At 39.1% G+C, this 26258-nt stretch carries 26 protein-coding genes; 17 read left to right on the top strand and 9 right to left on the bottom strand.

Annotated features, from left to right (window positions below):
* The first annotated feature begins 161 nt into the window (after nucleotides 1-161).
* The 5 genes from AC07M3_RS12055 to AC07M3_RS12035 all read left to right on the top strand — a co-directional run bounded on the left by AC07M3_RS12055 (nucleotide 162) and on the right by AC07M3_RS12035 (nucleotide 4431).
* Complete coding sequence (locus AC07M3_RS12055) at nucleotides 162-1190, top strand: LysR family transcriptional regulator (RefSeq protein ID WP_209734041.1); 1029 nt, start codon at nucleotides 162-164, stop codon at nucleotides 1188-1190.
* A gap of 175 nt (nucleotides 1191-1365) precedes the next feature.
* Nucleotides 1366-2151 carry an ABC transporter substrate-binding protein gene (locus tag AC07M3_RS12050; RefSeq protein WP_133747001.1) on the top strand — a complete coding sequence of 262 codons (786 nt, stop codon included), beginning with the start codon at nucleotides 1366-1368 and terminating at the stop codon, nucleotides 2149-2151.
* 91 nt (nucleotides 2152-2242) lie between these two features.
* Entirely contained in the window at nucleotides 2243-2932 is a 690-nt protein-coding gene (locus AC07M3_RS12045; RefSeq protein ID WP_494567400.1) for an ABC transporter permease, read from the top strand.
* Nucleotides 2929-3642, top strand: coding sequence for an ABC transporter permease (locus AC07M3_RS12040; protein ID WP_494567399.1), 714 nt, complete (start codon nucleotides 2929-2931; stop codon nucleotides 3640-3642). Before AC07M3_RS12045 ends, AC07M3_RS12040 begins: the two co-directional genes overlap by 4 nt.
* 12 nt (nucleotides 3643-3654) lie before the next feature.
* On the top strand, nucleotides 3655-4431 hold the full coding sequence (locus tag AC07M3_RS12035) for an ABC transporter ATP-binding protein (protein WP_017387976.1): 777 nt from the start codon (nucleotides 3655-3657) through the stop codon (nucleotides 4429-4431).
* 72 nt (nucleotides 4432-4503) lie between these two features.
* Here the strand turns inward: AC07M3_RS12035 and abeS are convergent, their stop codons facing one another.
* Together abeS and AC07M3_RS12025 are read right to left on the bottom strand one after the other, a co-directional pair.
* Nucleotides 4504-4833 (bottom strand): multidrug efflux SMR transporter AbeS, encoded by a 330-nt coding sequence (gene abeS / locus AC07M3_RS12030; RefSeq protein WP_003650669.1) that lies wholly within the window; start codon nucleotides 4831-4833, stop codon nucleotides 4504-4506.
* Nucleotides 4834-5091: 258 nt separating this feature from the next.
* On the bottom strand, nucleotides 5092-6552 hold the full coding sequence (locus AC07M3_RS12025) for an aminotransferase-like domain-containing protein (protein WP_307011723.1): 1461 nt from the start codon (nucleotides 6550-6552) through the stop codon (nucleotides 5092-5094).
* A gap of 231 nt (nucleotides 6553-6783) precedes the next feature.
* On the opposite strand from AC07M3_RS12025, the gene AC07M3_RS12020 reads away from it, so the two are divergent.
* Nucleotides 6784-7653, top strand: a complete 870-nt coding sequence (locus AC07M3_RS12020) for a PhzF family phenazine biosynthesis protein (protein ID WP_494567398.1) — start codon at nucleotides 6784-6786, stop codon at nucleotides 7651-7653.
* A gap of 53 nt (nucleotides 7654-7706) precedes the next feature.
* On the opposite strand, the gene AC07M3_RS12015 is transcribed toward AC07M3_RS12020, so the two are convergent.
* Complete coding sequence (locus AC07M3_RS12015) at nucleotides 7707-8486, bottom strand: ferredoxin--NADP reductase (protein ID WP_080027497.1); 780 nt, start codon at nucleotides 8484-8486, stop codon at nucleotides 7707-7709.
* A gap of 101 nt (nucleotides 8487-8587) precedes the next feature.
* Between AC07M3_RS12015 and tsaA the strand changes: the two genes are divergently transcribed.
* Nucleotides 8588-9319 carry a tRNA (N6-threonylcarbamoyladenosine(37)-N6)-methyltransferase TrmO gene (gene tsaA, locus AC07M3_RS12010; RefSeq protein WP_494567397.1) on the top strand — a complete coding sequence of 244 codons (732 nt, stop codon included), beginning with the start codon at nucleotides 8588-8590 and terminating at the stop codon, nucleotides 9317-9319.
* Between the two features lie 8 nt (nucleotides 9320-9327).
* Here tsaA and AC07M3_RS12005 read toward each other — a convergent pair whose 3' ends face one another.
* Nucleotides 9328-10599 (bottom strand): MgtC/SapB family protein, encoded by a 1272-nt coding sequence (locus tag AC07M3_RS12005; RefSeq protein WP_151826461.1) that lies wholly within the window; start codon nucleotides 10597-10599, stop codon nucleotides 9328-9330.
* A gap of 288 nt (nucleotides 10600-10887) precedes the next feature.
* Here AC07M3_RS12005 and tfpB point away from each other — a divergent pair, with 288 nt between their 5' ends.
* The 4 genes from tfpB to AC07M3_RS11985 all read left to right on the top strand — a co-directional run bounded on the left by tfpB (nucleotide 10888) and on the right by AC07M3_RS11985 (nucleotide 15190).
* A complete protein-coding gene (tfpB, locus tag AC07M3_RS12000; RefSeq protein ID WP_494567396.1) occupies nucleotides 10888-12645 on the top strand; it encodes a type IV pilus assembly ATPase TfpB in 1758 nt (585 codons plus the stop codon).
* 80 nt (nucleotides 12646-12725) lie between these two features.
* Nucleotides 12726-13085, top strand: a complete 360-nt coding sequence (locus AC07M3_RS11995; protein WP_092706227.1) for a NirD/YgiW/YdeI family stress tolerance protein — start codon at nucleotides 12726-12728, stop codon at nucleotides 13083-13085.
* A 105-nt stretch (nucleotides 13086-13190) separates the two neighbouring features.
* Nucleotides 13191-13853, top strand: a complete 663-nt coding sequence (locus AC07M3_RS11990; protein ID WP_307011655.1) for a response regulator transcription factor — start codon at nucleotides 13191-13193, stop codon at nucleotides 13851-13853.
* Nucleotides 13850-15190, top strand: coding sequence for a sensor histidine kinase (locus AC07M3_RS11985; protein WP_494567395.1), 1341 nt, complete (start codon nucleotides 13850-13852; stop codon nucleotides 15188-15190). Before AC07M3_RS11990 ends, AC07M3_RS11985 begins: the two co-directional genes overlap by 4 nt.
* A 72-nt stretch (nucleotides 15191-15262) precedes the next feature.
* Here the strand turns inward: AC07M3_RS11985 and hemP are convergent, their stop codons facing one another.
* Nucleotides 15263-15433, bottom strand: coding sequence for a hemin uptake protein HemP (hemP, locus tag AC07M3_RS11980; RefSeq protein WP_002118129.1), 171 nt, complete (start codon nucleotides 15431-15433; stop codon nucleotides 15263-15265).
* Between the two features lie 136 nt (nucleotides 15434-15569).
* Here hemP and AC07M3_RS11975 point away from each other — a divergent pair, with 136 nt between their 5' ends.
* Complete coding sequence (locus tag AC07M3_RS11975; protein ID WP_494567394.1) at nucleotides 15570-16472, top strand: NUDIX domain-containing protein; 903 nt, start codon at nucleotides 15570-15572, stop codon at nucleotides 16470-16472.
* 25 nt (nucleotides 16473-16497) lie between these two features.
* On the opposite strand, the gene AC07M3_RS11970 is transcribed toward AC07M3_RS11975, so the two are convergent.
* Together AC07M3_RS11970 and mrcB are read right to left on the bottom strand one after the other, a co-directional pair.
* Nucleotides 16498-17049 carry a tetratricopeptide repeat protein gene (locus tag AC07M3_RS11970; protein ID WP_005039368.1) on the bottom strand — a complete coding sequence of 184 codons (552 nt, stop codon included), beginning with the start codon at nucleotides 17047-17049 and terminating at the stop codon, nucleotides 16498-16500.
* 21 nt (nucleotides 17050-17070) lie between these two features.
* Nucleotides 17071-19467: a penicillin-binding protein 1B gene (mrcB, locus tag AC07M3_RS11965; RefSeq protein ID WP_494567393.1), complete on the bottom strand. Its 2397-nt coding sequence runs from the start codon at nucleotides 19465-19467 to the stop codon at nucleotides 17071-17073.
* A 185-nt stretch (nucleotides 19468-19652) separates the two neighbouring features.
* Here mrcB and AC07M3_RS11960 point away from each other — a divergent pair, with 185 nt between their 5' ends.
* From AC07M3_RS11960 to AC07M3_RS11950, 3 genes are all read left to right on the top strand, one after another.
* Nucleotides 19653-20561 (top strand): NAD(+) kinase, encoded by a 909-nt coding sequence (locus AC07M3_RS11960; RefSeq protein WP_003650688.1) that lies wholly within the window; start codon nucleotides 19653-19655, stop codon nucleotides 20559-20561.
* Nucleotides 20558-20830, top strand: coding sequence for a YeaC family protein (locus tag AC07M3_RS11955; protein WP_004643467.1), 273 nt, complete (start codon nucleotides 20558-20560; stop codon nucleotides 20828-20830). Before AC07M3_RS11960 ends, AC07M3_RS11955 begins: the two co-directional genes overlap by 4 nt.
* Nucleotides 20831-20892: 62 nt before the next feature.
* The gene (locus AC07M3_RS11950) at nucleotides 20893-21300 is read left to right on the top strand and encodes a hypothetical protein (protein ID WP_003650692.1); all 408 of its coding nucleotides are present in this window, start codon (nucleotides 20893-20895) and stop codon (nucleotides 21298-21300) included.
* Nucleotides 21301-21338: 38 nt separating this feature from the next.
* On the opposite strand, the gene AC07M3_RS11945 is transcribed toward AC07M3_RS11950, so the two are convergent.
* Entirely contained in the window at nucleotides 21339-22334 is a 996-nt protein-coding gene (locus AC07M3_RS11945; RefSeq protein ID WP_151798857.1) for a glycosyl transferase family protein, read from the bottom strand.
* Nucleotides 22335-22837: 503 nt separating this feature from the next.
* Between AC07M3_RS11945 and AC07M3_RS11940 the strand changes: the two genes are divergently transcribed.
* Both AC07M3_RS11940 and AC07M3_RS11935 read left to right on the top strand, forming a co-directional pair.
* A complete protein-coding gene (locus tag AC07M3_RS11940; RefSeq protein ID WP_056481146.1) occupies nucleotides 22838-24196 on the top strand; it encodes a dicarboxylate/amino acid:cation symporter in 1359 nt (452 codons plus the stop codon).
* A gap of 163 nt (nucleotides 24197-24359) precedes the next feature.
* The gene (locus AC07M3_RS11935; protein WP_003650697.1) at nucleotides 24360-25505 is read left to right on the top strand and encodes an acyl-CoA dehydrogenase family protein; all 1146 of its coding nucleotides are present in this window, start codon (nucleotides 24360-24362) and stop codon (nucleotides 25503-25505) included.
* 50 nt (nucleotides 25506-25555) lie between these two features.
* Here the strand turns inward: AC07M3_RS11935 and AC07M3_RS11930 are convergent, their stop codons facing one another.
* Nucleotides 25556-26182, bottom strand: a complete 627-nt coding sequence (locus tag AC07M3_RS11930) for a hypothetical protein (RefSeq protein WP_494567392.1) — start codon at nucleotides 26180-26182, stop codon at nucleotides 25556-25558.
* Nucleotides 26183-26258: the final 76 nt, after the last annotated feature.

Here is a 26258-nt window from a genome sequence, read left to right as displayed (position 1 = left end):
CTTTTAGTTATGGTCCGTATGGGAGAAACAGGGTTTGGGGGATGGACGGAGCATAAAAGTTTGTCAATCACGAATAAATATATTAAATTCGATAACACTATTCGTATTTTTATAACAATTGATGTGTTTGAATTAAAAAATGCATTGATAGGAGTGTGCGTGTGGATCTATTTCATGCCATGAAAGTATTTAACAAAGTTGTCGAAACAAATAGTTTCAGTTTAGCGGCTGACAGTTTAGGCCTACCGCGTGCTTCTGTGACCACAACCATTCAGGGTTTAGAGAAACATTTACAAGTTCGCTTATTGAACCGAACCACTCGTAAACTCAGTTTGACACCCGATGGTGCGGTTTATTATGAACGTACTTCGCGAATTCTAGCCGATGTTGAAGATGTCGAATCGAATTTTCATGACTCGGAACGTGGACCACGAGGCCGACTACGTATTGATGTTAAAGCCTCGATTGGGCGGCTGATCCTGATTCCGATGCTTTGTGACTTTCATGCCAAGTATCCCGATATTGATTTGGTGATTGGAATGAGTGATCGTCCAGTGGATTTGGTACAAGATGCGGTGGACTGTGTCATTCGTATTGGTCAGCTGAAAGATTCAAGTTTGGTTGCACGTCGTATCGGAACAATTCAGTGTGTGACGGTTGCTGCACCCCGTTATTTGGCTGAACATGGTGAACCCCAAACCATTGAAGATCTACAAAAACATCAGGTCGTGCATTACTTTAATAGTCGTACCGGACGTAATATTGACTGGGATTTTATGGTTGATGGTGAGATTCATAGCGTTGGCGTGAAAGGGCGTGTTTCTGTCAACGATGGTGATTCTTATGTGGGGCTTGCAGTTCAAGGTTTCGGTTTAATTCAGTGTCCGCGTTTCATGGTTGTCGACCATCTGGAGTCGGGAGCCTTGAAAGAGGTTCTTACAGAGTGGCGGCCAGCACCAATGCCAATTTCTGTTGTTTATTTACAAAATCGGCATTTATCACCCAAAGTTCGTGTGTTTGTAGATTGGGTGGCTGAATTATTTGCGGGTTGCCATCTATTAAGTGGTTGCTCAATGTCATGGGATCAGAAATGTGAATTTGCTAGTGCCAAGGAACATAACCATGAATATACCATTCGGACATTGGTTGAAAATGAAAATATGGCAGAAGCCTATGCACTCAAAAATTAGCTTCATATTTTGAGTGATTTTTCAACAATTAATCACTTAATACAATCCACTGTTTAGTCATCTTCATAAATCCTTAATTTATGGTATAGAAATTGCAATTATTTCGGCAGAAGAGTAAGTTAGAAATACTCAAATTTTTATCACCTTATTTGGATTTTTAAGGAGAAGCTTCAAGATGGCAAGCTTTATGAAAAAAATGTTCGTTTCAACAACCTTAGTTTTGGCTGCTGTTGCGACGAATGTTCAAGCAAAGGATTGGAAGGTGATTCGTTTTGGTACTGAGTCCTCGTATGCGCCGTTTGAATATAAAACACCGGATGGCAAGTTAACTGGTTTTGACGTTGATTTGGGTAATGCCGTTTGTGCAAAACTCAAAGCGAAATGTGTTTGGGTTGAAAACTCTTTTGATGGGATGATTCCAGCACTTAAAGCGAAAAAATTTGATGGTATTCTTTCATCAATGACGGTCACTGATGAACGCGCAAAACAAATTTTGTTTAGTAACAAAATCTACAACACGCCAACGCGTATGGTTGCAAAAAAAGGCTCGCCGTTATTGCCTACAGCGGCCTCTTTGAAAGGTAAACGTGTAGGTGTACAACAGGGCACAATTCAAGAAACTTATGCTAAAACCTATTGGGCACCAAAAGGTGTAACCGTTGTACCTTATCCAGTCCAAGATTTGATTTATCAAGACATGATGTCAGGTCGTTTAGATGCAACTTTACAAGATGCAATCATGGTTGATGGTGCTTTCTTAAAACAACCAAAAGGCAAAAACTTTGCATTTGTCGGTGGCAATGTAGTTGATGCAAAAACACTGGGTGTAGGCGCAGCGATTGGTTTACGCAAAGAAGATGCAGATTTAAAAGCGAATATTGATAAAGCACTAGCAGCAATCATTGCGGATGGTACATACAAGAAACTAGAGAAAAAATATTTCTCCTTTAACATTTACTAATGATGTGAAAAATGTCGGCTGAGTGCCGACATTTTTAAATCTATTCTCATCTCATCAATATTAGATATTGTTTTTAAGGAGAAGATGAGTCATGTTTTTATCTGGCTATGGGCCACTCCTTCTCAGCGGGACATGGATGACCCTCCAGCTTGCGCTGTTGTCACTTCTGCTTTCTGTCATTATTGGCTTAATTGGTGCGAGCTCAAAACTCTCCAGTATTAAAGCCTTACGCTATATTGCGACCGCCTATACGACACTCATCCGTAGTGTGCCGGACTTGGTGATTATGCTGCTGTTATTTTATAGCTTGCAGTTGGGTTTAAACCAAATTACTGAATCACTGCAAATGGATCAAATTGATATCAATCCATTTGTGGCTGGTGTGATTACTTTAGCGTTCATTTATGGTGCATATTTTACCGAGACCTTTCGTGGTGCATTTCAATCGGTTCCAACGGGGCAAATTGAAGCAGCAAAGGCCTATGGTATGACCCCTTGGCAGGTTTTTCGCCGTGTATTATTCCCTCAAATGATGCGTTTTGCATTGCCAGGCATTGGTAACAACTGGCAAGTCTTGATTAAGGCAACCGCACTGGTTTCAATTATTGGCCTGACTGACATTGTAAAAATTACACAAGATGCAGGTAGAAGTACCATGCAACTGTTCTTTTTCAGCATCGTGGCTGCTGCGATTTATCTGGCAATTACCACGGTGTCGAACCTGATTTTAATGTGGCTTGAACGTCGTTATTCTGCTGGTGTGAGGAAGGGACAATTATGATTGAAATCCTTCAACAATATTGGCAGGCATACCTTTGGACTGATGGTTTACAAATGACCGGAGTGGCGATGACTGCTTGGTTATTGGTGCTTTCTATTGGTATTGGTTTTGTGCTTGCTGTGCCTTTATCACTTGCACGAGTATCAGAAAATCTTTGGTTGTGTGGCCCAGTTTGGTTGTATACCTATGTTTTTCGTGGCACACCACTGTACATCCAATTGCTGATTATTTACTCAGGCATTTACAGCTTTGATTACATCCATGAACAGCAGACTCTCGATGCATTTTTTCGAGAGGGTGTAAATTGCACCATTTTGGCATTCGCGCTCAATACTGGTGCATATACCACTGAAATCTTTGCTGGAGCGATCCGTTCTATTCCACATGGTGAGATTGAAGCTGCACAAGCTTTCGGTATGTCCAAATGGAAACTCTATACCCGCATTATCATTCCATCGATGTTGCGCCGTGCTTTACCATTTTATGGCAATGAAGTCATTTTAATGTTGCATGCGACAACCATTGCATTTACAGCAACTGTTCCTGACATTTTAAAAATTGCGCGTGATGTGAATGCGGCAACCTATGACACCTTCAATGCTTTTGGAATTGCCGCAGTGTTGTATGCGATGCTGGCATTTATTTTGATTTGGCTATTTCGTAAGTTGGAAAAACGTTGGTTGGCATTTTTAAAGCCATCGAATCATTAGGAGACATAAATAATGGAACAAGTTGCAAAACTAGTGATTCGTGATTTACATAAGACATTTGGCGATCATGAAGTACTTAAAGGGATATCACTTGATGCAAATGCTGGCGATGTAATTAGTATCATCGGTTCATCTGGTTCAGGTAAAAGTACCTTGCTACGTTGTATTAACTTTTTAGAACAACCAAGCAATGGCACTATTAAACTTAATGGTGAAAAACTACGCACAGTCTTTGATAAAAAAGGCAATTTAAAAGTGGTTGATCCAAAGCAACTACAAAAAATGCGTACCCAGCTCATGATGGTGTTTCAGCATTTTAATTTATGGTCACACATGACGGTGCTAGAAAATGTTATTGAAGGACCAATTCATGTACTTGGGGTAAAACGTGCTGAGGCAGAAGAGCGTGCACGGAAATATCTACGCAAAGTTGGTTTGCCTGAAAGCGTTGAAAGTAAATATCCTGCATTTTTATCTGGTGGTCAGCAGCAACGTGTAGCGATTGCTCGTGCTTTGGCTATGGAACCTGAAGTCATGTTGTTTGATGAACCAACCAGTGCGCTTGATCCAGAGTTGGTGGGTGAAGTACTCAAAGTAATGCAGGGTTTGGCTGAAGAAGGACGTACCATGATTGTGGTGACACATGAAATGGGCTTTGCGCGTCATGTATCTAATCAAGTGATTTTTTTACATCAAGGGAAGATTGAAGAACAGGGTCATCCTGATGAAGTACTCAATAACCCGAAAAGTGAGCGTTTAAAGCAGTTTTTAACTGGCAGTTTAAAATAAGCTTTTTATACCGAGTATGGTGAAGTCTTTATAAAGCACTTTCATCATACTCGGTTGCTTTTTAATTATATTTTAAAGATGGGTATTTTTAGAAAACACATTAATAATGATAATGCCTGCGATCATTAAAGTGAGACCAATGCAGGCCGCTAAGTCTAAATGCTGTTTGTAAAATATCCAGCCAATTGCAGAAATTAAAATAATGCCCGCGCCAGACCAAATGGCATATGCAATTCCGATCGGAATTGTTTTTAGCGTCAGAGACAATAAATAAAAGGCAATTGCATAACCCACAACAGTAATAATCGAAGGAATTGGAACAGTAAAACCTTGAGATGCTTTTAAAGCTGAAGTTGCAATGACTTCACAAGCAATCGCAATTGCTAAATAAAGATAAGACATGGGGAGCTGCGCCAGAATGAGTTTTAATCAATCTATATGAAATGTTGAAATGGTTTGACCAGTTTTAACGATTGTGCAATTTTTTTGGTACACAAATACAAGTAAATTAAACTGAACTGATCATTTGATTTTATCACTTGCAAAACGGTATAAACCATTAATTATATTAAAAACTAATCGCAATGATTAAAGTGCTATGTTTTACCTACATCATAAGCTAGGGTTGATGCTGTCATATCTCTTTTCGCATGCTGTAAATTACGAATGAGTAGCGATTTTGCCCATATTGTTTTGAGATGAAAGCATATTTTTTGCTAACTCTCCTAAGCGCATCAAAGCATTTAACATTTTGGGGTTCAACTCAAAACACGCCGCAATACGTAAGCAATGACTAAAACGTTTATCAGCCGAACATAAAATTCCCGGCATACATAAGATTTTTTCATCCATTGCCTGATGAAAGAGTTCTAGCGTATCAATAGATTCTGGTAGCTCTAACCATAAAATAAATCCAGCTTGTGGGCGACTGACTCGAGTACCGACTGGGAAATAGCGACAAATATAAGACTTAATGGTGTCAATTTGTTGTTGATAGCGTTTTTTGAGCTGCCGTAAATGCAGGTCATAACCACCATTTTCCAAGAAAAGTCCTAAGGTTTCAGTGAGCAAAGCAGGCTCGGCCACTGTTGTTGTAAATTTCAGTTGCTGCACAATATTACGAAAGCGCCCAGCTTCTAACCAACCAATTCGATAGTCGGGTGCTACAGTCTTGGTGTAGCTACTACATACCAACACCCATCCATTTTGATCAAATGCCTTAATGTTGGGTAAAAGAGGTTCGGCAAGTTGCAATTCGGCATACATTGCATCTTCAATGACGGGAACCTGAAACTGATTAGCTAGCTCTGCCAAGCGACGGCGGCTGCTTTCAGGCATGCTGAAACCGAGGGGATTGTGTCCTGTTGGAATCGTTAATATGGCTTGTACGCTTTGAGATTTTAAGAGCTCTTCAAGTGTATCTAGACACATGCCTGTATGCGGCGAAGTGGGAACTTCTATAATTTTTCGGCCTAAATTATGAAGGAGCGGGTACAAGTTATGAAAAGTAGGGATCTCAAGGGCAATGCTATCACCCGCTTGAGTTGTTGCCATAATCGCAAGACTTAAAGCCTCCATGGTGCCATGAGTCAGCACAATGTCATCTGCTGAAAGAAACATACCGAGCTGTAAGCTTCGTCTAGCAATTTGTGTGCGTAGTCGTGTTGACCCAGGTGGTAAGGTATAGCTTTTAAAAATATCTGGTTGTGTCCGTAAAACTTGAGCAGTTAAGCGTTTTAAACGTTCAATCGGGTAGAAATTTTCTCCTGAGGGGCAAGCTAGGGCCAAATTAATATAGGTTGGGTCCATTTGCTTTTTAACGATTTGTGCGAGGAAGCAGCTAATACCTGAAAGTGGCACTTTTTCTTCACTGACATAACGTTCTTCGAGTTCTAGCAAGTTTGAAGGTGCATGACAAACATAGTAACCAGATTGAGGACGAACAGAAATCAAACCTTGATCTTCAAGCTGACGATAAGCTTCTTTTATGGTGTTAATGCTGACCTGATAATGGTTTGCACAGTCTCGTATTGAAGGTAGACGCGAACCAATAGGCTGCCTTCCATTATGGATTTGATGGATTAAGTCATCACTCACTTTTTTATATTTGTACATATCAATTCATTAAAAAGCCAAAGCAATGGGTACACTTTATAGTGATCTGTTATTTATCTCAAATATTGTGATTACTTTAGGTTAGTCCATTTAATCGAGATCTGAACTCAAAAAGTGTGTCTATTATTTTTCATATTAACTGATACTGTAACCATTAAAGATATCTCAGTAAGATCAAAAGCATGGTGAGGATTTAAAACCATAATTTTTTAATATCAAAATGAGTAGGAGTGGTCTATGTCCGTTGTAGCATTTAAACAAGTTGATGTTTTTACTTCACAAGCATTTAAGGGAAATCCTGTCGCGGTGATTATGGATGCCAGTACCTTAACATCTGAGCAAATGCAGGCGATTGCCAATTGGACCAATCTCTCTGAAACTACATTTGTACTGCCTGCCACAGATTCGCAGGCCGATTATCAGGTTCGAATTTTTACTCCGCAAAATGAATTACCATTTGCAGGCCATCCTACAATCGGCACAGCCCATGCTTTACTTGAAGCTGGTCTAATTACTGCTAAAGAAGGAAAATTGGTACAGCAATGTCGTGCAGGTTTAGTTGCTCTTACGGTAAGTGAATTGAATCATATTTCCTTTGAACTACCACAACCTAAAATTACGCCATTAGATACTAAACAGACTCAAAAATTGGCAGAGATTTTAAAATGTCAGATTGACACTCAATGGAATGCTGCATTGGTTGATGTTGGAGCGCGTTGGGTTGTATTACAAGCTGTCAATGCCGAAGCTGTTTTAGCGACTCAACCAGATTTCGCTGCTTTAAAACAACATGATTTAGAAATGAAAGTTGGTGGAGCGACGGTTTATGGTTTTTATGAAAATAATGATGAGCAAAAACATATAGAAGTTCGCTCATTTGCTCCTTCAATTGGAATAAATGAAGATCCAGTTTGTGGTAGTGGTAATGGTAGCGTAGCATCTTTTATTCGTTACCATGGTATTTTGCCTGCACAAAATGATCAGGTACTTTCTTCACAAGGTCGCGTTTTAGGACGTGACGGACAGCTTCAACTAAATTTATATCAAGATAAAATTTTAGTGGGTGGAAGCGCTGTTACCTGTATCGATGGCACGATTAACTTATAAAACAAATATAAAAAAACCGAGGACTTGGCCTCGGTTTTTTTAATTAGAAAAACTTATTTTTCTACGAACGCACGTTCAATTACGTAGTCGCCCATTACGCCCATACGAGGTGATTCAACTAAACCGTGTTGGTCAAGTAACGCAGCAACATCTTTCAAGAAAGCAGGACTACCGCAAAGCATTGCGCGGTCAGTTTCACGGTTAAATCGTGGTAAACCAACTTTTTCAAATAAAGCACCAGTTTCAATTGCAGTGGTAACACGGCCTTGAGTGTGAAAAGGTTCACGAGTTACAGTAGGGTAGTAAACAAGCTTGTCTTTAATGCCTAACTCTTCAAAGAATTCATGGTTTGGAAGTTCATTCAAGATAAGGTCTTGATAAGCTAATTCAGAAATATAACGTGTACCATGAACAACAATGACTTTTTCAAAGCGTTCGTAAGTTTCTGGGTCACGAATAATTGACAAGAATGGAGCAAGACCAGTACCAGACGATAAAAGGTACAAGTTTTTACCCGGTAAAAGGTCATCATGAACCAAAGTACCTGTTGGTTTTTTAGAAATCAGAATCTCATCGCCAACTTGTACTTTTTGCAAAATCGAAGTTAAAGGACCATCTTGTACTTTAATTGAGAAGAATTCTAACTCTTCTTCGTAGTTTGCACTTGCAATCGAATACGCACGCATTAACGGTTTGCCATTCACTTCAAGTCCGATCATTACGAACTGACCATTTTTAAAACGTAAGCTAGTGTCGCGTGTAGTTTTAAAACTGAAAAGGGTGTCATTCCAGTGGTGAACATGAGTAATGCGTTCGACGTTAAAAGCAGCCATTAAAGGTCTCGATCACGATTAAAAGAAAACAGATTGCTATTCTAATCTAAATTCATTCCCGATAAACTGAATATATTTAATTGTGTTTATAAGAAAAAGTGATGATCAATTCTGTCACCTTCCCGATAATCGGCCATATGTGCTCTCCATATCGAGAAAAATTCGGTATTCCACGCCAGCCTAATTTGGTCAATATCGAGTCATATATCGACATGGTAGAACCTTATAACGACTTGTTGGCTTTTGAAGGAATTGAACAATTTAGTCATCTCTGGCTAGTTTGGCAGTTTCATGACAATAAAAATCAGGGGAGTGCAGATAAATTCCGTCCGCAAGTTCGTCCTCCACGTTTAGGAGGTAATGAAAAAATTGGCGTATTTGCTACACGTAGCATGTATCGACCATCTCCAATCGGACTGTCAGTTGTAAAGCTGAATAAAGTGGAAAAAGTTGGAAAGTCAGTCCGAGTGTACGTCACTGGCAGCGATTTATTAGATGGAACTCCAATTCTAGATATCAAACCCTATATTCAATATTCTGATGCGATTGCTGAAGCACAAAGTGGTTATGCACATGCAGAACCAGAGCGTAAATCGGTCATTTGGTCTGAACCTGCTCTAAATGCTCAAAAATATTTTTTAGAAAACAAAGAAATGAATGATCAATATCTTGATGAGCTTGAGCAGGTATTGGCTTTAGACCCTCGGCCTGCCTATCAAGAAGATCCAGACAGAATTTATAAAATGAAATTTTCAAGTTTCGATATTCATTTTAAAGTCGGTCAGCTTGAAGTTACTGTAGTGGATATGGTGAAAGCTTCTGCTGTGCAATAAATTCTATTTTAGAACCAATGGATGTTGAGCCAAAGTAAAGTAATAAAAATAGCCATATGAATGAGCTGGGCGGGAACGAAAGCAAGTGCATAGGGCAGCCCGCCCGAAATTGCAGAGTTTATACTTTTGGCTATGGCATGCACTGCAAAGCCTCCCATAAAAGCAATTAATAAAGGGGACATATGAGCACTATCAGGTTCACCTTGTACAATTACCGCGATAATAGCCGCATGTATTTCAAATAAAGATGCGAGTAGGGTTCCCGCAATTAATCCGGCATCCCCTAAATATAAATTTAAGCCATAGACCCCCGACTGAATGATAGCGAGTGTTGCAGCAATAATAATGGCTTCTTTAAGACTAAACATTCTTGAATCTAATTCTGGAGTCGAAGTGCTAGGTTCGGCTTTTCGTAATAAAATGAAGGCCCAGACAGCTAAAACAACTAATGCAATAAGTGTAGGAAATATAATTAGCTTAAACCAAGCAAAGCTAATACCGATCACAATAATTAAAGTTTGAATAAGCGTTGAAACGCAAGACATCAGGGCTGCACCCGCGTTTGTTGTTGCATTTGCTCGACCAGAGCGTACTTCTAAACCTAAAGTGGCAATTGCCACTGTACTAGAAACAAAGCCTGAAGCCAAAGACGAAAGTAATAGCGCATTTTTAGAAGATAATAATCGTTTAGCAATATGAGCTAGTGCCTGTACAAATAAAATTAAAGTGAGCAATTTTAAAATAACATGAGGATTTAAAACTGGTCCCCAAAACGGCTTATTCGGGACTAAAGGTAAAGCAATTAAAAGTAGGGCGAGTAGAAAAATTCCATCGCGCAATTCTGCTTCGGTAATCCACTGACTGGCGATACCATGCATAGACTGCTTAGCTATTAAGATAGCGGTCATGATGACTGCTAAACTTGCTGCCAATGAAATATTCCAAATACAGAGTGCTCCAATGAAATAAGTCATGATAAATGCAAGTTCGGTAGTAACGCCGGGATCATTTGGCTGGTTTTTGAGGGAAACGATGCTGATTGCACCGATGATTAAAGCTCCAACAATCCCAATTGAAATGCCGAATAAAAAACAGATCGCGCCTAATAAAGCACTAATTGCAAAAGATCTGAAACCAGCGAAAGTTTTATATTCGTGTTTGAGTTTACTGCGCTCTCGTTCTAAACCAATTAATAAGCCACAGCCAAGGGCAGCAGCAATTATAGTAATGAATTCCTCAAAGGATGCAGTTTGTAATGACATTGTCATTGGAAGTTCCATATTACTTCCTCTTATGCTTATCGTTATATGTGGATTTTAATCATTTTAAAATCATGTGTTCGTTTCCAGTTTATGCTTTTTATTATAGTCAGCATAGTATCTTTTTTAGGCATAGCAACATACAAAATATTTTTATAAACATGACCTATGACGCAAAAAAATATCAAGTTGAGAATTGGTTTAATTATTTGAAGTTGAAGGATATTTAAATAATGGATTTAACGATTTTGGGGTGAGCTAAATCTAAAACATCTCTGCTATATTATGAAAATATATTGGGGATAACGCATGAATGCACATGTAGAAATAGATACCTATTGGTGTCTAGAACAACTATTACAAGAAGGCCGTATCACAGAACGAGATAAATTACTGGTACAGTCAAGCCACCGCCAAAAAGATCAGTTGAAATGGCACCCATTACAGTGGATTGCACATTTTAATTTAAAAGATCAGCAGCACACACAGGCCCATTTAAGTTTAAACCGTTTGTGTTTATGGTTTGCAGATCGAGTTCAACTTCCTTTATTTGTGATTGATCCTTTAAAGGCGGATGTGAGTGCTTTAACTCAGGTAATGTCGCAAGAATTTGCCATTCGTAATCATATTTTAGCTGTTGAAATTCATGCCGATCGAATTGTGATTGGAACAGACCAGCCATTTCAAACAGATTGGCTCAATAATCTTGAACGAAGTCTAGCTCCTAAAAAAATTGAGCGGGTATTATTAAACCCTGAACAATTACAGCGTTATTTACGCGAATATTATCAGGTCAGTCGAGCGGTAAACTCAGCTCAAAAAGATGCAGCTCATGACCGTGAAAATAAAAATGTTGAGGCTCTTTTACAACTTGGGGATAGTCAAAACCCAGATGCCAATGATCAGCATATTGTGAAATTAGTCGACTGGATTTTACAGTTTGCGTTTGAGCAGAGTGCCAGTGACATTCATATGGAACCGCGTAAGGACAATGGCAAAGTCAGGTTCCGTATCGATGGTGTTTTGCACACCATTTACAACATGCCTTCAAATACGCTAACCGCAGTGATTGCTCGTATTAAAATTTTAGGACGTTTAAATGTCGCCGAAAAGCGCAAACCGCAAGATGGTCGATTAAAAACTCGGACGCCAAAGTGGCAAGAAACAGAGCTACGTTTATCAACCTTGCCAACAGCCTTTGGTGAAAAACTGGTTATGCGTATTTTCGATCCCGATGTGCTGGTACGTTCTTTTCATCAACTGGGTTTTGAAGAGAGTTTATTACAACAGTGGCAACAATTAACAAAAAATAGTCATGGCATTATTTTAGTCACTGGTCCTACAGGTTCAGGTAAAACGACAACGCTATATTCTTCGTTAAAGCAGCTCGCAACTGATCAGGTCAATGTCTGTACTATTGAAGATCCAATTGAAATGTTAGAGCCTAGTTTTAACCAGATGCAGGTCAACAATGCAATTGAATTAGGCTTTGCAGATGGTGTACGGGCACTCATGCGTCAAGACCCCGATATTATTATGATTGGGGAAATTCGTGATCAAGATACAGCCAATATGGCAATTCAAGCAGCATTAACAGGGCATTTGGTGTTGTCGACTTTACATACTAATGATGCGCCGTCTAGTCTGACCCGTTTACACGATTTGGGCGTGCAGCCATTTTTAACAGCAGCCACAATTCTAGGCGTGCTCGCGCAGCGTTTAGTACGCCAGCTTTGCCCACACTGTAAACAGCAAACTCATATTAATGAGGACGAGTGGCAGCACCTAACATTCGACTACATTATGGAAATGCCAGAAAAAGTTTATCAGGCAGTAGGGTGTGAACAATGTCGTCATACAGGTTATAAGGGACGAGTCGGTATTTATGAATTTATGCCAGTCAGTCTTGAGCTTAAGCATCTTATTAGTAGCCATATGACTTTAAATGATTTAAGGACACAAACTAAAAAAGAAGGTATAGAACCCTTAAGAATTGCGGGTGCTCGTAAAGTCATTGATGGTCTTACGACATTAGAAGAGGTTTTACGGGTTGTGCCATTAAATTAAGTTTTTCTTAAGATTCACCTCATTTATGCCTGATGTAATTGCTTTATCCCAAGAGGAAACCATAAACAGAGGGTAATTATATGAATATGCTTAAAGTGATGTTGTTGACTGCTGGTATGACTGCTGCTGGCGTAGTTGTAGCGAATACACCAGTGAATCAGGCCGCAATTGCTCCGGCAACTGTCACCACAGTAAAACAGGCATTAACGTCTAAAGATAGTACACCGATAAAATTACATGGTCAGGTTGTAAAGTCTTTAGGTGATGAAAAATATCAATTTCGTGACAAGACAGGTAGCATTACGGTTGATGTAGATGATGAACTTTGGCAAGGTCGTCCTATTTCACCAAATACAAATGTAACTTTAATTGGTGAAGTAGATATCGACTATAAGCCTTTAAAACGTGTAGAAATTGATGTAGATCAAGTTCAGTTTTAATTAATAATCATAGATGTATTGCCTTTAGCCGCATTTTAATAATGCGGCTTTGCTTTTTCTAAAAAGGCTTGGCAAGATCAAATCAGGATATAACAGGAAAAACAGATGAGAATTTTGCTTGCAGAAGATGATCGCTCTCAAGCTGAAAGTATTCAATCGTGGCTAGAGTTAGACGGTTATCAGGTAGATTGGGTCGAAAGAGGTGATTATGCGCTTACAGCAATCGAGCAGCATGACTATGATTGTATTTTGCTTGATCGGGGGCTGCCTCAACTGGCTGGTGAAAAAGTTTTAACAACGATCCGCCATAAACAAAAAAATGTTCCTGTTATTTTTATTACGGCGCGTGACAGTATTCATGACAGGGTGGAAGGACTAGATTTAGGCGCAAATGATTATTTGGTTAAGCCTTTTAGCTTAGAAGAGTTATCTGCTCGAATCCGTGCTCAATTACGTAAGCAAACGTTGAGTCAGCAATCAGTATTAACGTGGGGAAATCTGCAACTCGATACACAAGCAAAAGTTGTATCATGTGCTGGAAAGTCCATTGAGTTAACAGCTAAAGAGTTCCAAATTTTACGTAAGCTTATGGTTCATCCTGAGCATATTATTACCCGTGATCAATTAGAAGAAGCGCTCTATGCATGGGGTGAAGAAATTGAAAGTAACGCGATAGAAGTATTTATTTATCAGCTCCGAAAAAAAATCGGAAGTAGCAGCATTAAAACCATACGGGGGTTAGGCTACCGTATGGGAGATTTAAAATGAAATCTAATCGCTCATCCTTGCAGTCGCAACTGGTTAAAACCACGATGTGGAGTAGTGTCGTGGTGGGCTTGCTGGCTTTAAGCTTACTCACCATATTTTCTGTTTATCACAACATGTCAGTGCAAGACGAAATCATGGATGAAATTTCAGATACTTTGCTGGTTTCTGATCTTTCTCAACACTCTATGAAACAGTTTGATGAGCTCAGTGACGAATTTGATATTCAGTATGAATTATTAAGTTCTGGGCAGTTACTTACTCACTCTCATAGCTATCAGCACGAGCTTTTTGAACAAGGTAATTTATCAGAAGGTTTTTCATATTTTTGGTTTGATGGTCAATTATGGCGTAGTCTGGCTGCACAACAAGACGACTCTCAACTACAAGTTGAAGTTTTTCAGCCAATGAGTACACGTATTGAAGAAGTACTTAAAGCCCTTGCTGGATATAGTGGCCTTATGGTGTTGTTCTGGCTGCTACAATGGGTCATTGTAAGTTGGCGTACGGAGCAACAATTGGCTGCGTTAAATTTACTCTCTAAACGTATTGCCCAAAAAACAGCATCAAATTTAGAACCAATTCAAGACCCAGATGTTATTACAGAAATTCAACCTGTGATTGATGCGCTAAACCAATTACTTGCAAGGTTGCAAAGGGCTCTCGTTGCTGAACAGCGTTTTACCGCAGATGCCTCTCATGAGTTACGATCTCCATTATCTGCTATACAAATGCGTCTTCAGGTTTTACAGCGTAAATATCAACATGTTCCGGAACTTCATCAGGACTTTGAGCGTACACAAGAAGACGTTTCTAGAAGCACAAAAATACTTGAAAACTTACTCCTTCTGGCTCGCTTAGAACCCAATGAAGCAGAGCAGCCACAACTTCCCAAGACGATTATCGATTTAAATTATTTATTGGCTAGAGTCATTGAAAATGTAACTTTAGATGCGCAAGCTAAACAAATGTTGATAGAAACAAATACCTTGTCGACAGAAACTAAAACCTTTGCGAATGAAGAATTACTATTTATTGCTTTTAGAAATTTATTTGATAACGCCATTCGTTATAGCCCGACTTTAGGCTCTATTCATGTGGAGATTAGTCAGCATGAACAGCAAATTAAGGTGTCTATAGAAGATACAGGCAATGGTGTAGATGATGAAGTGCTATTACGTTTAGGGCAGCGTTTTTTTCGAGTCTTAGGTACTCAGCAGCAAGGTTCGGGGTTAGGAATTTCAATTACCCGAAAAATTATTGAATTGCATAATGGCACATTACGTTTTATGCATGCTGAACAAGGTGGTCTAAGAGCAGAGATTATTCTTCCGTCATAAAAAATAGCATGGTTACCCATGCTATCCATTTTTTGTTTTCCCACGAATATTATTGAAACGCGAGTGTATTTTTTATTTAGTTAAAATTAGACGGTTGTTGCGAGTGAGGCGTAAACGATATTCCTCGCCAGCATGCATAATGCGGATTTCACGGCCTAATGCAAAGAGGTTATTAGAATGTAACATTGGTAAGGCGTGAGCTGTGTCATTGTTACGGGTAAATAAGCTAAAAGGTGCGTTCATTTGTTGTGCTCCGTGGTATGTTCTTGAACGATTTAAATGATAATCATTATCGAATAGATCTGTCAATGAGATTTTTAAAATTTTATAAAATGATAAAATTTGCTTACACTTGAGAAAAGTTTTAGAGAGTAAAAAGATGCCCAAACCAATAGTCGATGTCGCTATAGCAATCTTGATCCATCGTGGAAAAATATTAGTAGGATGGCGCGAAGAGCAGCAGCATCAAGGTGGAAAGCATGAGTTTCCAGGAGGAAAGGTTGAGCAGGGTGAAACACCAGAAGAAGCCTGCCGCCGTGAAATCTATGAAGAAGTGGGTATTGGTTTAAAAGATTGGCATCAGTTTGATTATATTCACCATGAATATGACGACATTATTGTCAATTTACATTTATTTCATAGTTATGTGCCTGATGAACTATTAAATCTTATTCATCAGCCATGGGCGTGGTACACACGGGAACAGTTACTTCATTTAAACTTTCCAAAAGCCAATAAAGACATCATAAAAAGACTCTATTGGCCTCATCTCATCAAAATCAGCAATATGCTTACACCTGTAGAAGGCAGTGATGCTTTATTGTATTGGCGTATAGAAGAAGCTGATGCTGATCAGAGATATTTAGAACAATTAAGTGCTTTAGATGAAAATCAGTTATCAAACTTAATTATTAATACAGATATTTGGCAGCAGTTGAGCCATGAGTTAAAGAAACAGATTAAGACCGTTCATTTAAAACAATCTCAGCTCATGAACTTGCATAAGGGCGATTTAACAGTAGGCTTACGTTATATTGCAGCTTGTCATGATGCGGTTTCTTTAAAGCAGGCTGAGCAGATTGGTTGTGATGCTGTTTTTATTAGTCCTGTAAAACCGACAACCACCCATCCAGAAGCCTTGGCATTAGGTTGGGAGCGTTTTGCTGATCTCGCCCAAAATAGCCAGATTCCGGTTTTTGCATTGGGGGGAGTGCATCCTGATGATTTAGCTACTGCACAACAGCATGGTGCCTATGGCTTAGCAGGTATTCGTAATTTCTAATAAGAAAATAGAAAAGCATTAAAAGCTAGAGGGCTTTTAATGCTTGTTGCGCTTCTTGAACAGTTTTTTGATTATTGCGTTGTTGTCCAGCTTTTAAGATGGTCAACCAAAGTTGCTTTTTCATTGCCTGACTTTGAGCAAAACTTAAACCACGTCGTGCTAGAGACTCGGCATTAGAATATTGCTGTTTATGATTTGCCGTAAGCGCAAGAAATAGATATGTTTCTGCGGCTTGTGGGGCTAAACGCTGTGCTTGAAGCGCATAGCGTTCAGCTTCTGACCATTGCTGGTTTTTGTAAGCCTGTTGGGTTTTTTGCATTAAGACTTTAAATGCAGGTAACTGGCTGCCATCATCATTAAAGTGTTGCGGCTTTTTTTGCTGAGGAACAATAACCTGCAAGTTCTTGCGGTGAATTTCCGGATGATCATAAGGCGTAATTTTTACACCTGATGGAGTTTCTGTGCTCTTTTTCGCTGGTGGAGCAGGTGCTTTGTCTTTGGAGCCAGATTGATCAGGCAAAGTTGTACAGCCGACCATAAGTACAGCACCAATATAAAAAACACCTTTCTTCAACATATCCTACTTTCCTGTTAACGCTTAGTTGTTATAACTACCACTTGAAATCACACGTGAGTTATTTGACAGATCTTGTTCCATCTGGCTTTCACTTTCACGAATATAACTGTCGGTATTATCATCTTGAGAGTCAGGAATTGTGTTATCACTTTGTGGCGTATATGTTGGATCAACTTGATAATAAGGTGCTCCACATGGCGTAGCACGGTGCGGAACCGTATGCGTTAGCATCGGAATATACATAGCGCCATCACAAGCCTGAGCAGATAAATCACCCGTTGCACGGTCAATCCACTGCCACTGTACAGTGTCTGGTTGACGTATATTCACAGGAGTTTGGCGTAACTGTTTCATCACGTTAGTCCATACTGGCAATGCACCAGATGAACCTGTTAATCCTGTTACTTTGTTGTCATCTAAACCTAACCAAACTACAGCAACGTGATTACCCGAATAACCAGCAAACCATGAGTCACGTGTATCGTTAGTCGTACCTGATTTACCAGCCAATTTTAAAGCTGGAGATAAGCTGCTATAGGCTGAACGACCAGTACCCGAAGACATGACCTGTTGTAAACCATAATTCATGATATAGCCAACAGCCGGATCAATCGTTTGTTGAACATTAAGGCCATAACGGTCAAGCAGACGACCATTCGCGTCTACGACAGATCGAATCGCACGAGTTGGATATTTAAAACCGCCTGTAGCGAAGTTCTCATAAATTCCAAGTACTTCCATTGGTGACATATTGACTGCCCCAAGGAAAATAGAAGGGTAGGCAGGAATCGTTGACTCAACACCAAACTTTCTTAAATTATTGCTAAATGTAGATAGACCAAATTCTTGACCCAAGCGTACAGCAGAAAGGTTGTATGAATTTGCTAATGCCTCACTCAGACTTACTACACCATGTCCACCACCGCTATAGTTTTTAGGTGTCCAGCTCTTACCACCATCTACAGGCACACTGATCGGCGCATCTTCAATTTGGCTTGCCCAGTTATAACGTCCAGATTCAATAGCACTTAAATAAATCACAGGTTTCAATAAAGAACCGACTTGACGTTTCGCATCTAAAGCACGGTTAAAACCAGTAAAGTCTTGTGTAGAACCAACCGCTGCAATTAACTCACCGTTTTCAGGATGTGCAATCAGTACAGCACCTTGTAAGTTTTTCAAACGCGCTGGATTACTGTTAGCCAAACGGTCTACTGAAGCTTTAAAAGCATTTTGAACTTGAGTTTGAGTAATTGGATCTAAGGTCGTAAAAATACGTAATCCCTGATTGGTTAAATCACTTTCTTGATACTCTGTACGTAATTGACGACGTACAATATCTAAAAAGTCTGGGAATTTTGCAGGCCCTAAACTTGGTTTACTTAACACATTTAAAGGACGTGCAATTTCATCTTCATATTCAGCTTGAGTTAAATAACCCATCACACGCATGTTATTTAACACGGTATCGCGACGTTTTTTTGCACCTTCAGGGTTTTTCCAAGGGTTATATAAAGAAGGGCCTTGCACTAAACCGACTAAATAAGCTTGTTGTGCAACACTGAGTTCACGTAGCGGCAGGCCGAAATAAAATTGTGAAGCCAAACCATAACCATTAATTGAATAGCTACCATTTTGGCCCAGATTCACTTCATTTAAATAGGCTTCTAAAATTTCATCTTTGCTGTAATGCAGTTCGATGAGTAAAGCCATTAATGCTTCATTGACTTTACGTTTGAGTGTGCGTTCAGGGGTGAGATAGAAGTTTTTAACTAATTGTTGAGTCAGGGTTGAGCCACCTTGACGTTTTCCACCAGTGACATTACTCACCAATGCACGAGCAGTACCACGAATTGAAATACCATGATGATGATAAAAATTGCGGTCTTCTGTAGAAATTAAAGCTTCAATGAGGGGTTTAGGGACATTATTCAGTTTAATGAGTACACGGTCTTCATTGTGTTGAGGATAAATTCCTCCAATGAGTAGCGGTTCCAAGCGTGCAACGCCGGTTGAAGAGGGTTTAGTACTTCTAACTTCAACAACTTGATCATTTGCAAAACTTAATTCTAAGACTTGTTCTGGTTCAACGCTGTCACCGTAGTCAAAACCCCGTGTGTGGATATACATATTGCTGCCTTGAGCAACATAGCTTCCAGACTTGTCATAATTACTTGAAGTTTTGTAACCCAATAACTTTAATTCTTGAGTGAAATTTGCTTGAGAAATAGGCGCGTTGTTATAAATTTCCAAAGGTCGTGCAAACACTTTGGCAGGAATATCCCACCGCTGTCCTTCAAATTTTTCACGGATAATATTATCTAAACGAATCAGATAGATACTAAGAGCAATAAAAGCACCAATGACCAAAATGGAAAAGATTAGTGCAAAGAAACCGATACCACGTTCAAACTTCATAAAAATGAGATAAAACCCTAACAATGCCTGTAATGATGCGATAGCTTGTCATCAATTTGCAATGATAAAACTGTGAATAATTGGAAAAGTTAGATTGAATTTTACAGCATCTTGTAGTTATGTTTTTTTAAATTAATCGGGTTAATGTTATTATAGCCGAGTATCGCAGCGGAGCTTACTCATTCGTGCAAATTTCACATAAGTCCTTCAGAAACGTCGGGTTAATCGGTCGACCAGATAAATCATCAGTTGTAGAAACACTATGTTTAATTCATGATCATTTATTGAACTTAGGTTTGAACCCCATTTTTGATCAGGAAACAGCCGAATTAGTGCCTTATGATCATGCACAGATAGTAAGCCGTCATTTATTAGGTGAAGTTGCTGATTTAGTTATTGTGGTTGGAGGCGATGGTTCTCTACTCCATGCAGCCAGAGCATTGGTCCGTTACAATACCCCTGTTATTGGCATCAACCGTGGGCGATTAGGTTTTTTAACTGATATCAAACCTTCAGAAGCGATTTTTAAACTTGACCAAGTGCTTCAAGGGCATTTTCAACTTGATCGCCGTTTCTTACTTGAAATGGAAGTACGAACAAATGGCGAAGTTATTTATGATGCAATCGCTTTAAATGATGTTGTTTTGCATTCGGGTAAGTCCGTCCATATGATTGACTTTGAACTCAACATTGATGGTCAATATGTTTATCGTCAGCATAGCGATGGTTTAATTGTTTCTACTCCAACAGGATCAACTGCCTATGCTTTGTCAGGCGGTGGACCAATTTTACATCCAAGTATGGATGCGATTGCATTAGTTCCAATGCATCCCCATACATTGTCATCACGTCCCATCGTAGTCGGCGGGCAAAGCGAAATTAAAATCGTTATTCGCGAAAATCGGGTATTACCGATGGTGAGTGCAGATGGGCAACATAGTATATCGCTCAATGTCGGAGATAGTTTACACATCCGTAAACATCCATTTAAACTAAGTTTATTGCATCCACCAGGTTATGATTTCTATATGGCCTGCCGTACCAAACTTGGTTGGAACCAAGATTTTGAATCTTTTCAAAGAGATGAATCATGAATATTGAACAAATGCTATCTGTTTTAAACCCTGAAATTGTAGAGCGTTTAAAAACAGCAGTAGAAATTGGTAAATGGCCAAATGGCGTTGTTTTAACAAAAGAGCAGCGTGAGACTTGTATGCAAGCTGTTATCGCTTGGGAGTTGAAAAACTTACCAGAAGAACAGCGTAGCGGCTATATTGACCGTGGTACGAAAGAAGAAGGTGAAGAGTGTGATGATGATCATCACAAGCATGAGCCAGAATTTAAACCAATTCGTTTTGTTTAATTTAAGAAGCTCAGTGATTACTGGGCTTTTTTTATGTTTATCAAAATATAATAAAGAATCCTATGAAACGTTTAAAACCTATTTACGTACTATTATTTCTAATATTGTTTAGTGGTGCTGCATTAGCCAAACAGCCGATTGAATGTTTACTCAACGTGAAGGTTGTTGCGAGTCGGAAATACACTTCACCTCAAGCTAAATATACAAGTATAAAGAACGACGGTTATCCCATGTTATTGATTGGGATTCAGGTGCTGGAGTCGCAAACAATACGAAGCTCCCAAAAGATCAAAGCGCATCATTTATATTGTAAGACACTTATTGGTCAACAACGAGATGCTTATCTTTCGGGTTCCTACGATTCTAATAAGATTACAATCAAAATAGGTGATCACTTGAAACTAAGAAATATTCATTCTTCAGGTCAGGAATATCCATTTTGGCCAGATTTTTATTATATTGAACCTTAAAACCAAGGCTATCCGATATAACCTTGGTCATTCATATATTAGAAACGACTATTCCATAACGCTTTTGCTTTCAGCATTGCCTCTTCAAAACTAGTAACAACTCCCATGGTATATAACGCGATTCCGATGGTTTCTGTTACTGCCATTTCACCGTATTCATGGTGCTGCTGACCTAACCATACTGCTTTAAAAGTTGCTAAATCTAATTCTTCTTCAGTTGGACTACGTTCAGGTGTGAGCTTTGGTAACTCATGTTCATAGAGTTCACCATTTTTAATACCACAAATGAGTGTTTTTGCATCTGGATTTCGCTCAAATTCACCGCCTTCACCCTTAATGACTGCACTATTTTGATAGCCTAAGCGCAGTGCACTATGTTGATGGGAAGTTCTATAAGCTGGATGGAATATAGCTTGTAAGGTGGCTTTTGCATTAAAAGGATTTATTAAGCGGGCTAAAGTATGAATAGGCGAGCGTAATCCCATCACATTTCTTAAAGAAATCAGTTCACTTAAAACAGGTGAAATCACGTCTAAAGGTAAGTAAGCGAAATTTTGCTCTGCTAACTGAGTACGAACTTCTTGTTCTGAATGACAAATTGGATAACCAAGGTATTCTAAAACCTGCTCGGTATAGACGCGGTTAAGGGTATGGCCTGATGCACCGTGCATAACAATTTTATAACCGTGTTGAGCAAGGGTGAGGGCTGCTAACAAGAACCACGGATAATGTTTACGTTTACCTGCATAAGATGACCAGTCTAAATCAACTTCTAAAGGCTGGAAATTAAGCTGGTCTCTAGTCGCTTGAACAAATCCTGCGAGTTCATCAATAGATTCTTCTTTAACCCGAAGCAGCATTAAAAAAGCGCCTAACTGCACATCAAGCACTTCACCTTTTAAAATCATGGTAAACGCTTGATACGCTTCTTCATAGCTTAAAGAGCGTGAACCACTTTTTCCTTTACCTAAAATACGGACATATTGAGCGAAGGGGTGTTCAGCATCTTTATAGATATTACGTTTAGTATTCATCGTAGTTCAAAAACAATAAAAATGATGGGATGCAGGCAGCTCAAAATGAAATGTCCACAAGTATTTAATCAATATGACATAAAAAACTGTCGAAAAAATATCAAAAGTGTTTCTTATACTAAAGTCTTAGGGCCACATGAGTGTTTTTTGCGCGTATTAGCCAAAAATTTAATCGAATCATTATTTAATTCGAGTACACTTTCTCGTGCTTTTTTGAGCACTCATATCATAATTTTCTGTGATTCTCCTATATCTTCAGCTTTTTATTAAAAAGTAAGAGGTTATTTCTAACTACTCAAAGTGGTTAGGAACTTCAGGTATTCTCCTGTTTTAGAAAACAGCTTTTTTGTTTTCATTGAGGTAGTAGGAAGGTTTTTTGTTTACAAAGAACCGTTTCCCTTTTGCGGTGTTCATGTGAAAGGTTAGGGCTGTGTATTCGTAAAGAATAGACGTTTCATTTTGGTATTTCCAACGGACTTGGAAATATAGATTGAAGTAAAGTTATGGCTAAAAAACCGATTTATAAATCACTTTATTTTCAAGTGATTATTGCGATTATTGCGGGTATCTTGGTAGGGCATTTTTCCCCAAGCTCAACGCAAATTGTCAATGGTGTCGAACAGCATATTCCAGGTTTAGGTGAAAAACTCAAGCCATTAGGTGATGCCTTTATTCGTTTGATCAAGATGATCATCGCACCCGTTATTTTCTGTACCGTGGTGAGCGGTATTGCTGGTATGGAAAGCATGAAGTCAGTCGGAAAAACTGGCGGCGTTGCGTTGTTATACTTTGAAGTTGTTTCAACAATTGCACTTCTAATTGGCCTTGTTGTAATTAACATCGCTAAACCGGGTGTAGGGATGAATGTTGACCCTACTACTCTTGATACTTCGGGCATTCAAAAATACGTCAGTTCTGGTGAGTCACAATCCACCATTGATTTCTTAATGCATATTATCCCTGATACGGTGGTTGGTGCATTTGCAAATGGTGAAATCCTACAAGTCCTTCTTTTTGCAATTCTCTTTGGTTTTGCTTTACATAAATTAGGTGATGCAGGACGTCCAGTTTTAAAATTTATTGATCAAGTTGCACATGTGTTCTTTAACATTGTGAACATGGTAATGAAACTGGCGCCGATTGGCGCATTTGGCGCAATGGCATTCACCATTGGTAAATATGGTGTTGGTTCACTCGTACAATTAGGGCAACTCATTATTTGCTTCTATATTACGTGTTTACTCTTTATCTTCTTGATCTTGGGTACAATCAGCCGTATTAGTGGATTTAGTATCCTCAAGATGATTCGTATGATTCGTGAAGAGTTATTAATTGTACTTGGTACATCTTCTTCTGAATCTGTTTTGCCGCGTATGTTGCGTAAACTCGAAATTGCAGGTTGTGAAAAATCTGTAGTCGGTTTAGTTATTCCAACAGGTTATTCATTTAACCTTGATGGAACGTCAATCTATTTGACCATGGCTGCGATCTTTATTGCCCAAGCAACGAATACTCAGCTTGATATTCAACATCAGATCACTTTGTTATTGGTACTCTTAATCTCATCTAAGGGGGCGGCGGGTGTAACTGGCTCTGGCTTTATTGTTATGGCAGCAACTTTGTCTGCTGTAGGACATATTCCTGTTGCAGGTTTAGCATTGATTTTAGGTATTGACCGTTTCATGTCAGAAGCACGTGCTTTAACCAACCTTGTCGGTAACTCTTTAGCAACGATTGTTGTTGCTAAATGGGTGGGTGCTTTAGATAAAGATAAGCTGAATGAGGCTTTAAACAATCCTGATGAAGTCGACAGAAAAATGATGGAACAAAAAACTCCTCAAGTCGCTGAAGGTCTAGATTAATTCGAATAAACCTATATAAAAAAGGAAGCTATGGCTTCCTTTTTTATTGGCTGACTGAAAAGTACAGTTTTAATGAGCAGCTATGCCATGACAGTTGCTTGAAAAATGATTAGCATGCACAACAACGAGATTCGATAAAACAATAAAGCTGAAGGAAAATATTATGTTGGCATACGATGCAGATTTAGAATTATTCCGTGATAATTTTAAGCGTTTTATGGGTGAGCATATTGCACCACACTACGACCAATGGGAACGTGAAGGCATTATGCCTCGTTCTGTTTGGAACCAATTGGGCGAAAATGGCTATTTATGTGTGGATGTCCCTGAAGAATACGGTGGTTATGGGGTTCCGACATACTATTCATTAATGTTGGTTGAAGAGTCTGCACGTGCCGGTTTTTGTGCATTATCAACAGCCATTTCTTGCCACTCTGAAATTGCTGCACCCTATATTTTACACATCGGGACAGAAGAGCAAAAACAATATTGGTTACCGAAAATGGTAACAGGTGAAGTTGTTGGTGCAATTGGTATGACTGAACCAGGAGCAGGTTCGGATTTACAATCAATGCGTACTAGCGCCATCTTGCAAGATGATCATTATGTATTAAATGGTTCAAAAACATTTATTTCAAATGGCCAACATGCTGACCTTGTTGTTCTTGCGGTAAAAACAGATCCTCAAGCCCGTGCTAAAGGTGTGTCTTTATTATTGGCAGATACTCACTTAGAAGGCTTTAAAAAAGGAACCAACCTCGACAAAATCGGCCTGCATTCTCAAGATACATCTGAGTTGTTTTTTGACAATGTGAAAGTGCCTAAAAACCAGTTACTTGGTCAAGCTGGGCAAGGTTTTGCTTATTTAATGCAAGAATTACCACGTGAACGTACTGCAATTGCATCCACTGCAATTGGTGCAATCCGCGGTGCAATTGATTTGACAACGGCTTACGTAAAAGAACGCCAAGCATTTGGTCAACCCATTTCACAATTCCAAAATACGCGTTTTGTTTTGGCGCAAGCGAAAATTGATGAACTTGCTACAGCGGCTTTTTATGAAAGAAATATTGCTCTATATCAAGAAGGTAAACTAGATGTAGAAACGGCTGCAGCATTGAAAAGTTTCAGTAGTGATATGCAAATGAAAGTTGCAGATAACTTGCTTCAGCTTTTTGGTGGTTATGGTTATATGACCGAATATCCAATTTCTCGTTTCTTTGTAGATGCCCGTATTCAGCGTATTTACGGTGGTACAAATGAAATTATGAAAGAAATCGTAGCGCGTGGATTAATTGGCAAAGCCTAATTAAGCAGAGTAAAAACAGCCTGTCCTAGAACAGGCTGTTTTGTTTTTAACTATTTGGTCTTCTGTTGAATGACAGGGTAGTCTTGTTGTTTCGGTAATTGCTGTAATGCATGGTTCATCTTTTTTAAAAACTCATCGGCTTCATCTTGACGAAATGAGTCTTCGGTATACTCACTGCGTTTTTGAAAGACGACACCACAACCAGTTATTTCCATATTTTTAGGATTAAATGACCAGTCATTAGGATCCTTTAGGTTAATGTTTAAATCACTTTCACAACTTTTCCATAAACGTAAAAACTCATTTGATAATTCTGTTTTAAATCCTTTCGCAGGATAGACTGAAAATCCTTTCATTTCGGGATTATAAAACTGTATAAACATGTCTACTGGCATGCCACCCCAAACGATTGCTGTATTTTCTGGTAACGCAATAGCTGTTAAATTTTTCTCTTTTAAGGCATGTATTTGCTGAAATTCCTGCCTAAAATGTTGTGACTTGTAAGTGAGTTTAGTCTGGGCTGGCACGGGAATGCCCCGAACTTGATTACTGGCAGTAGTTATATAGTACGGGGACGGATCAGTACCATTGCATCCTGCGATTAGGGGGCAGCCACCACAAGCCGTGAGACTGACACTAATTAAACTCAGTAGACCTAAAACAATAATTTTATTCATTCTATTTTACTGTTGTTATGACATCTTCAGACAGTATAACTAATTCTCTCGATTAAGAGCTTTGCCTTTAAGAGGA

It is taken from the genome of Acinetobacter sp. GW821-FHT09D10 (assembly GCF_059416285.1).
Note: the sequence above shows the minus strand (reverse complement) of the source record. Positions and strands in the feature narration are given on the sequence as shown.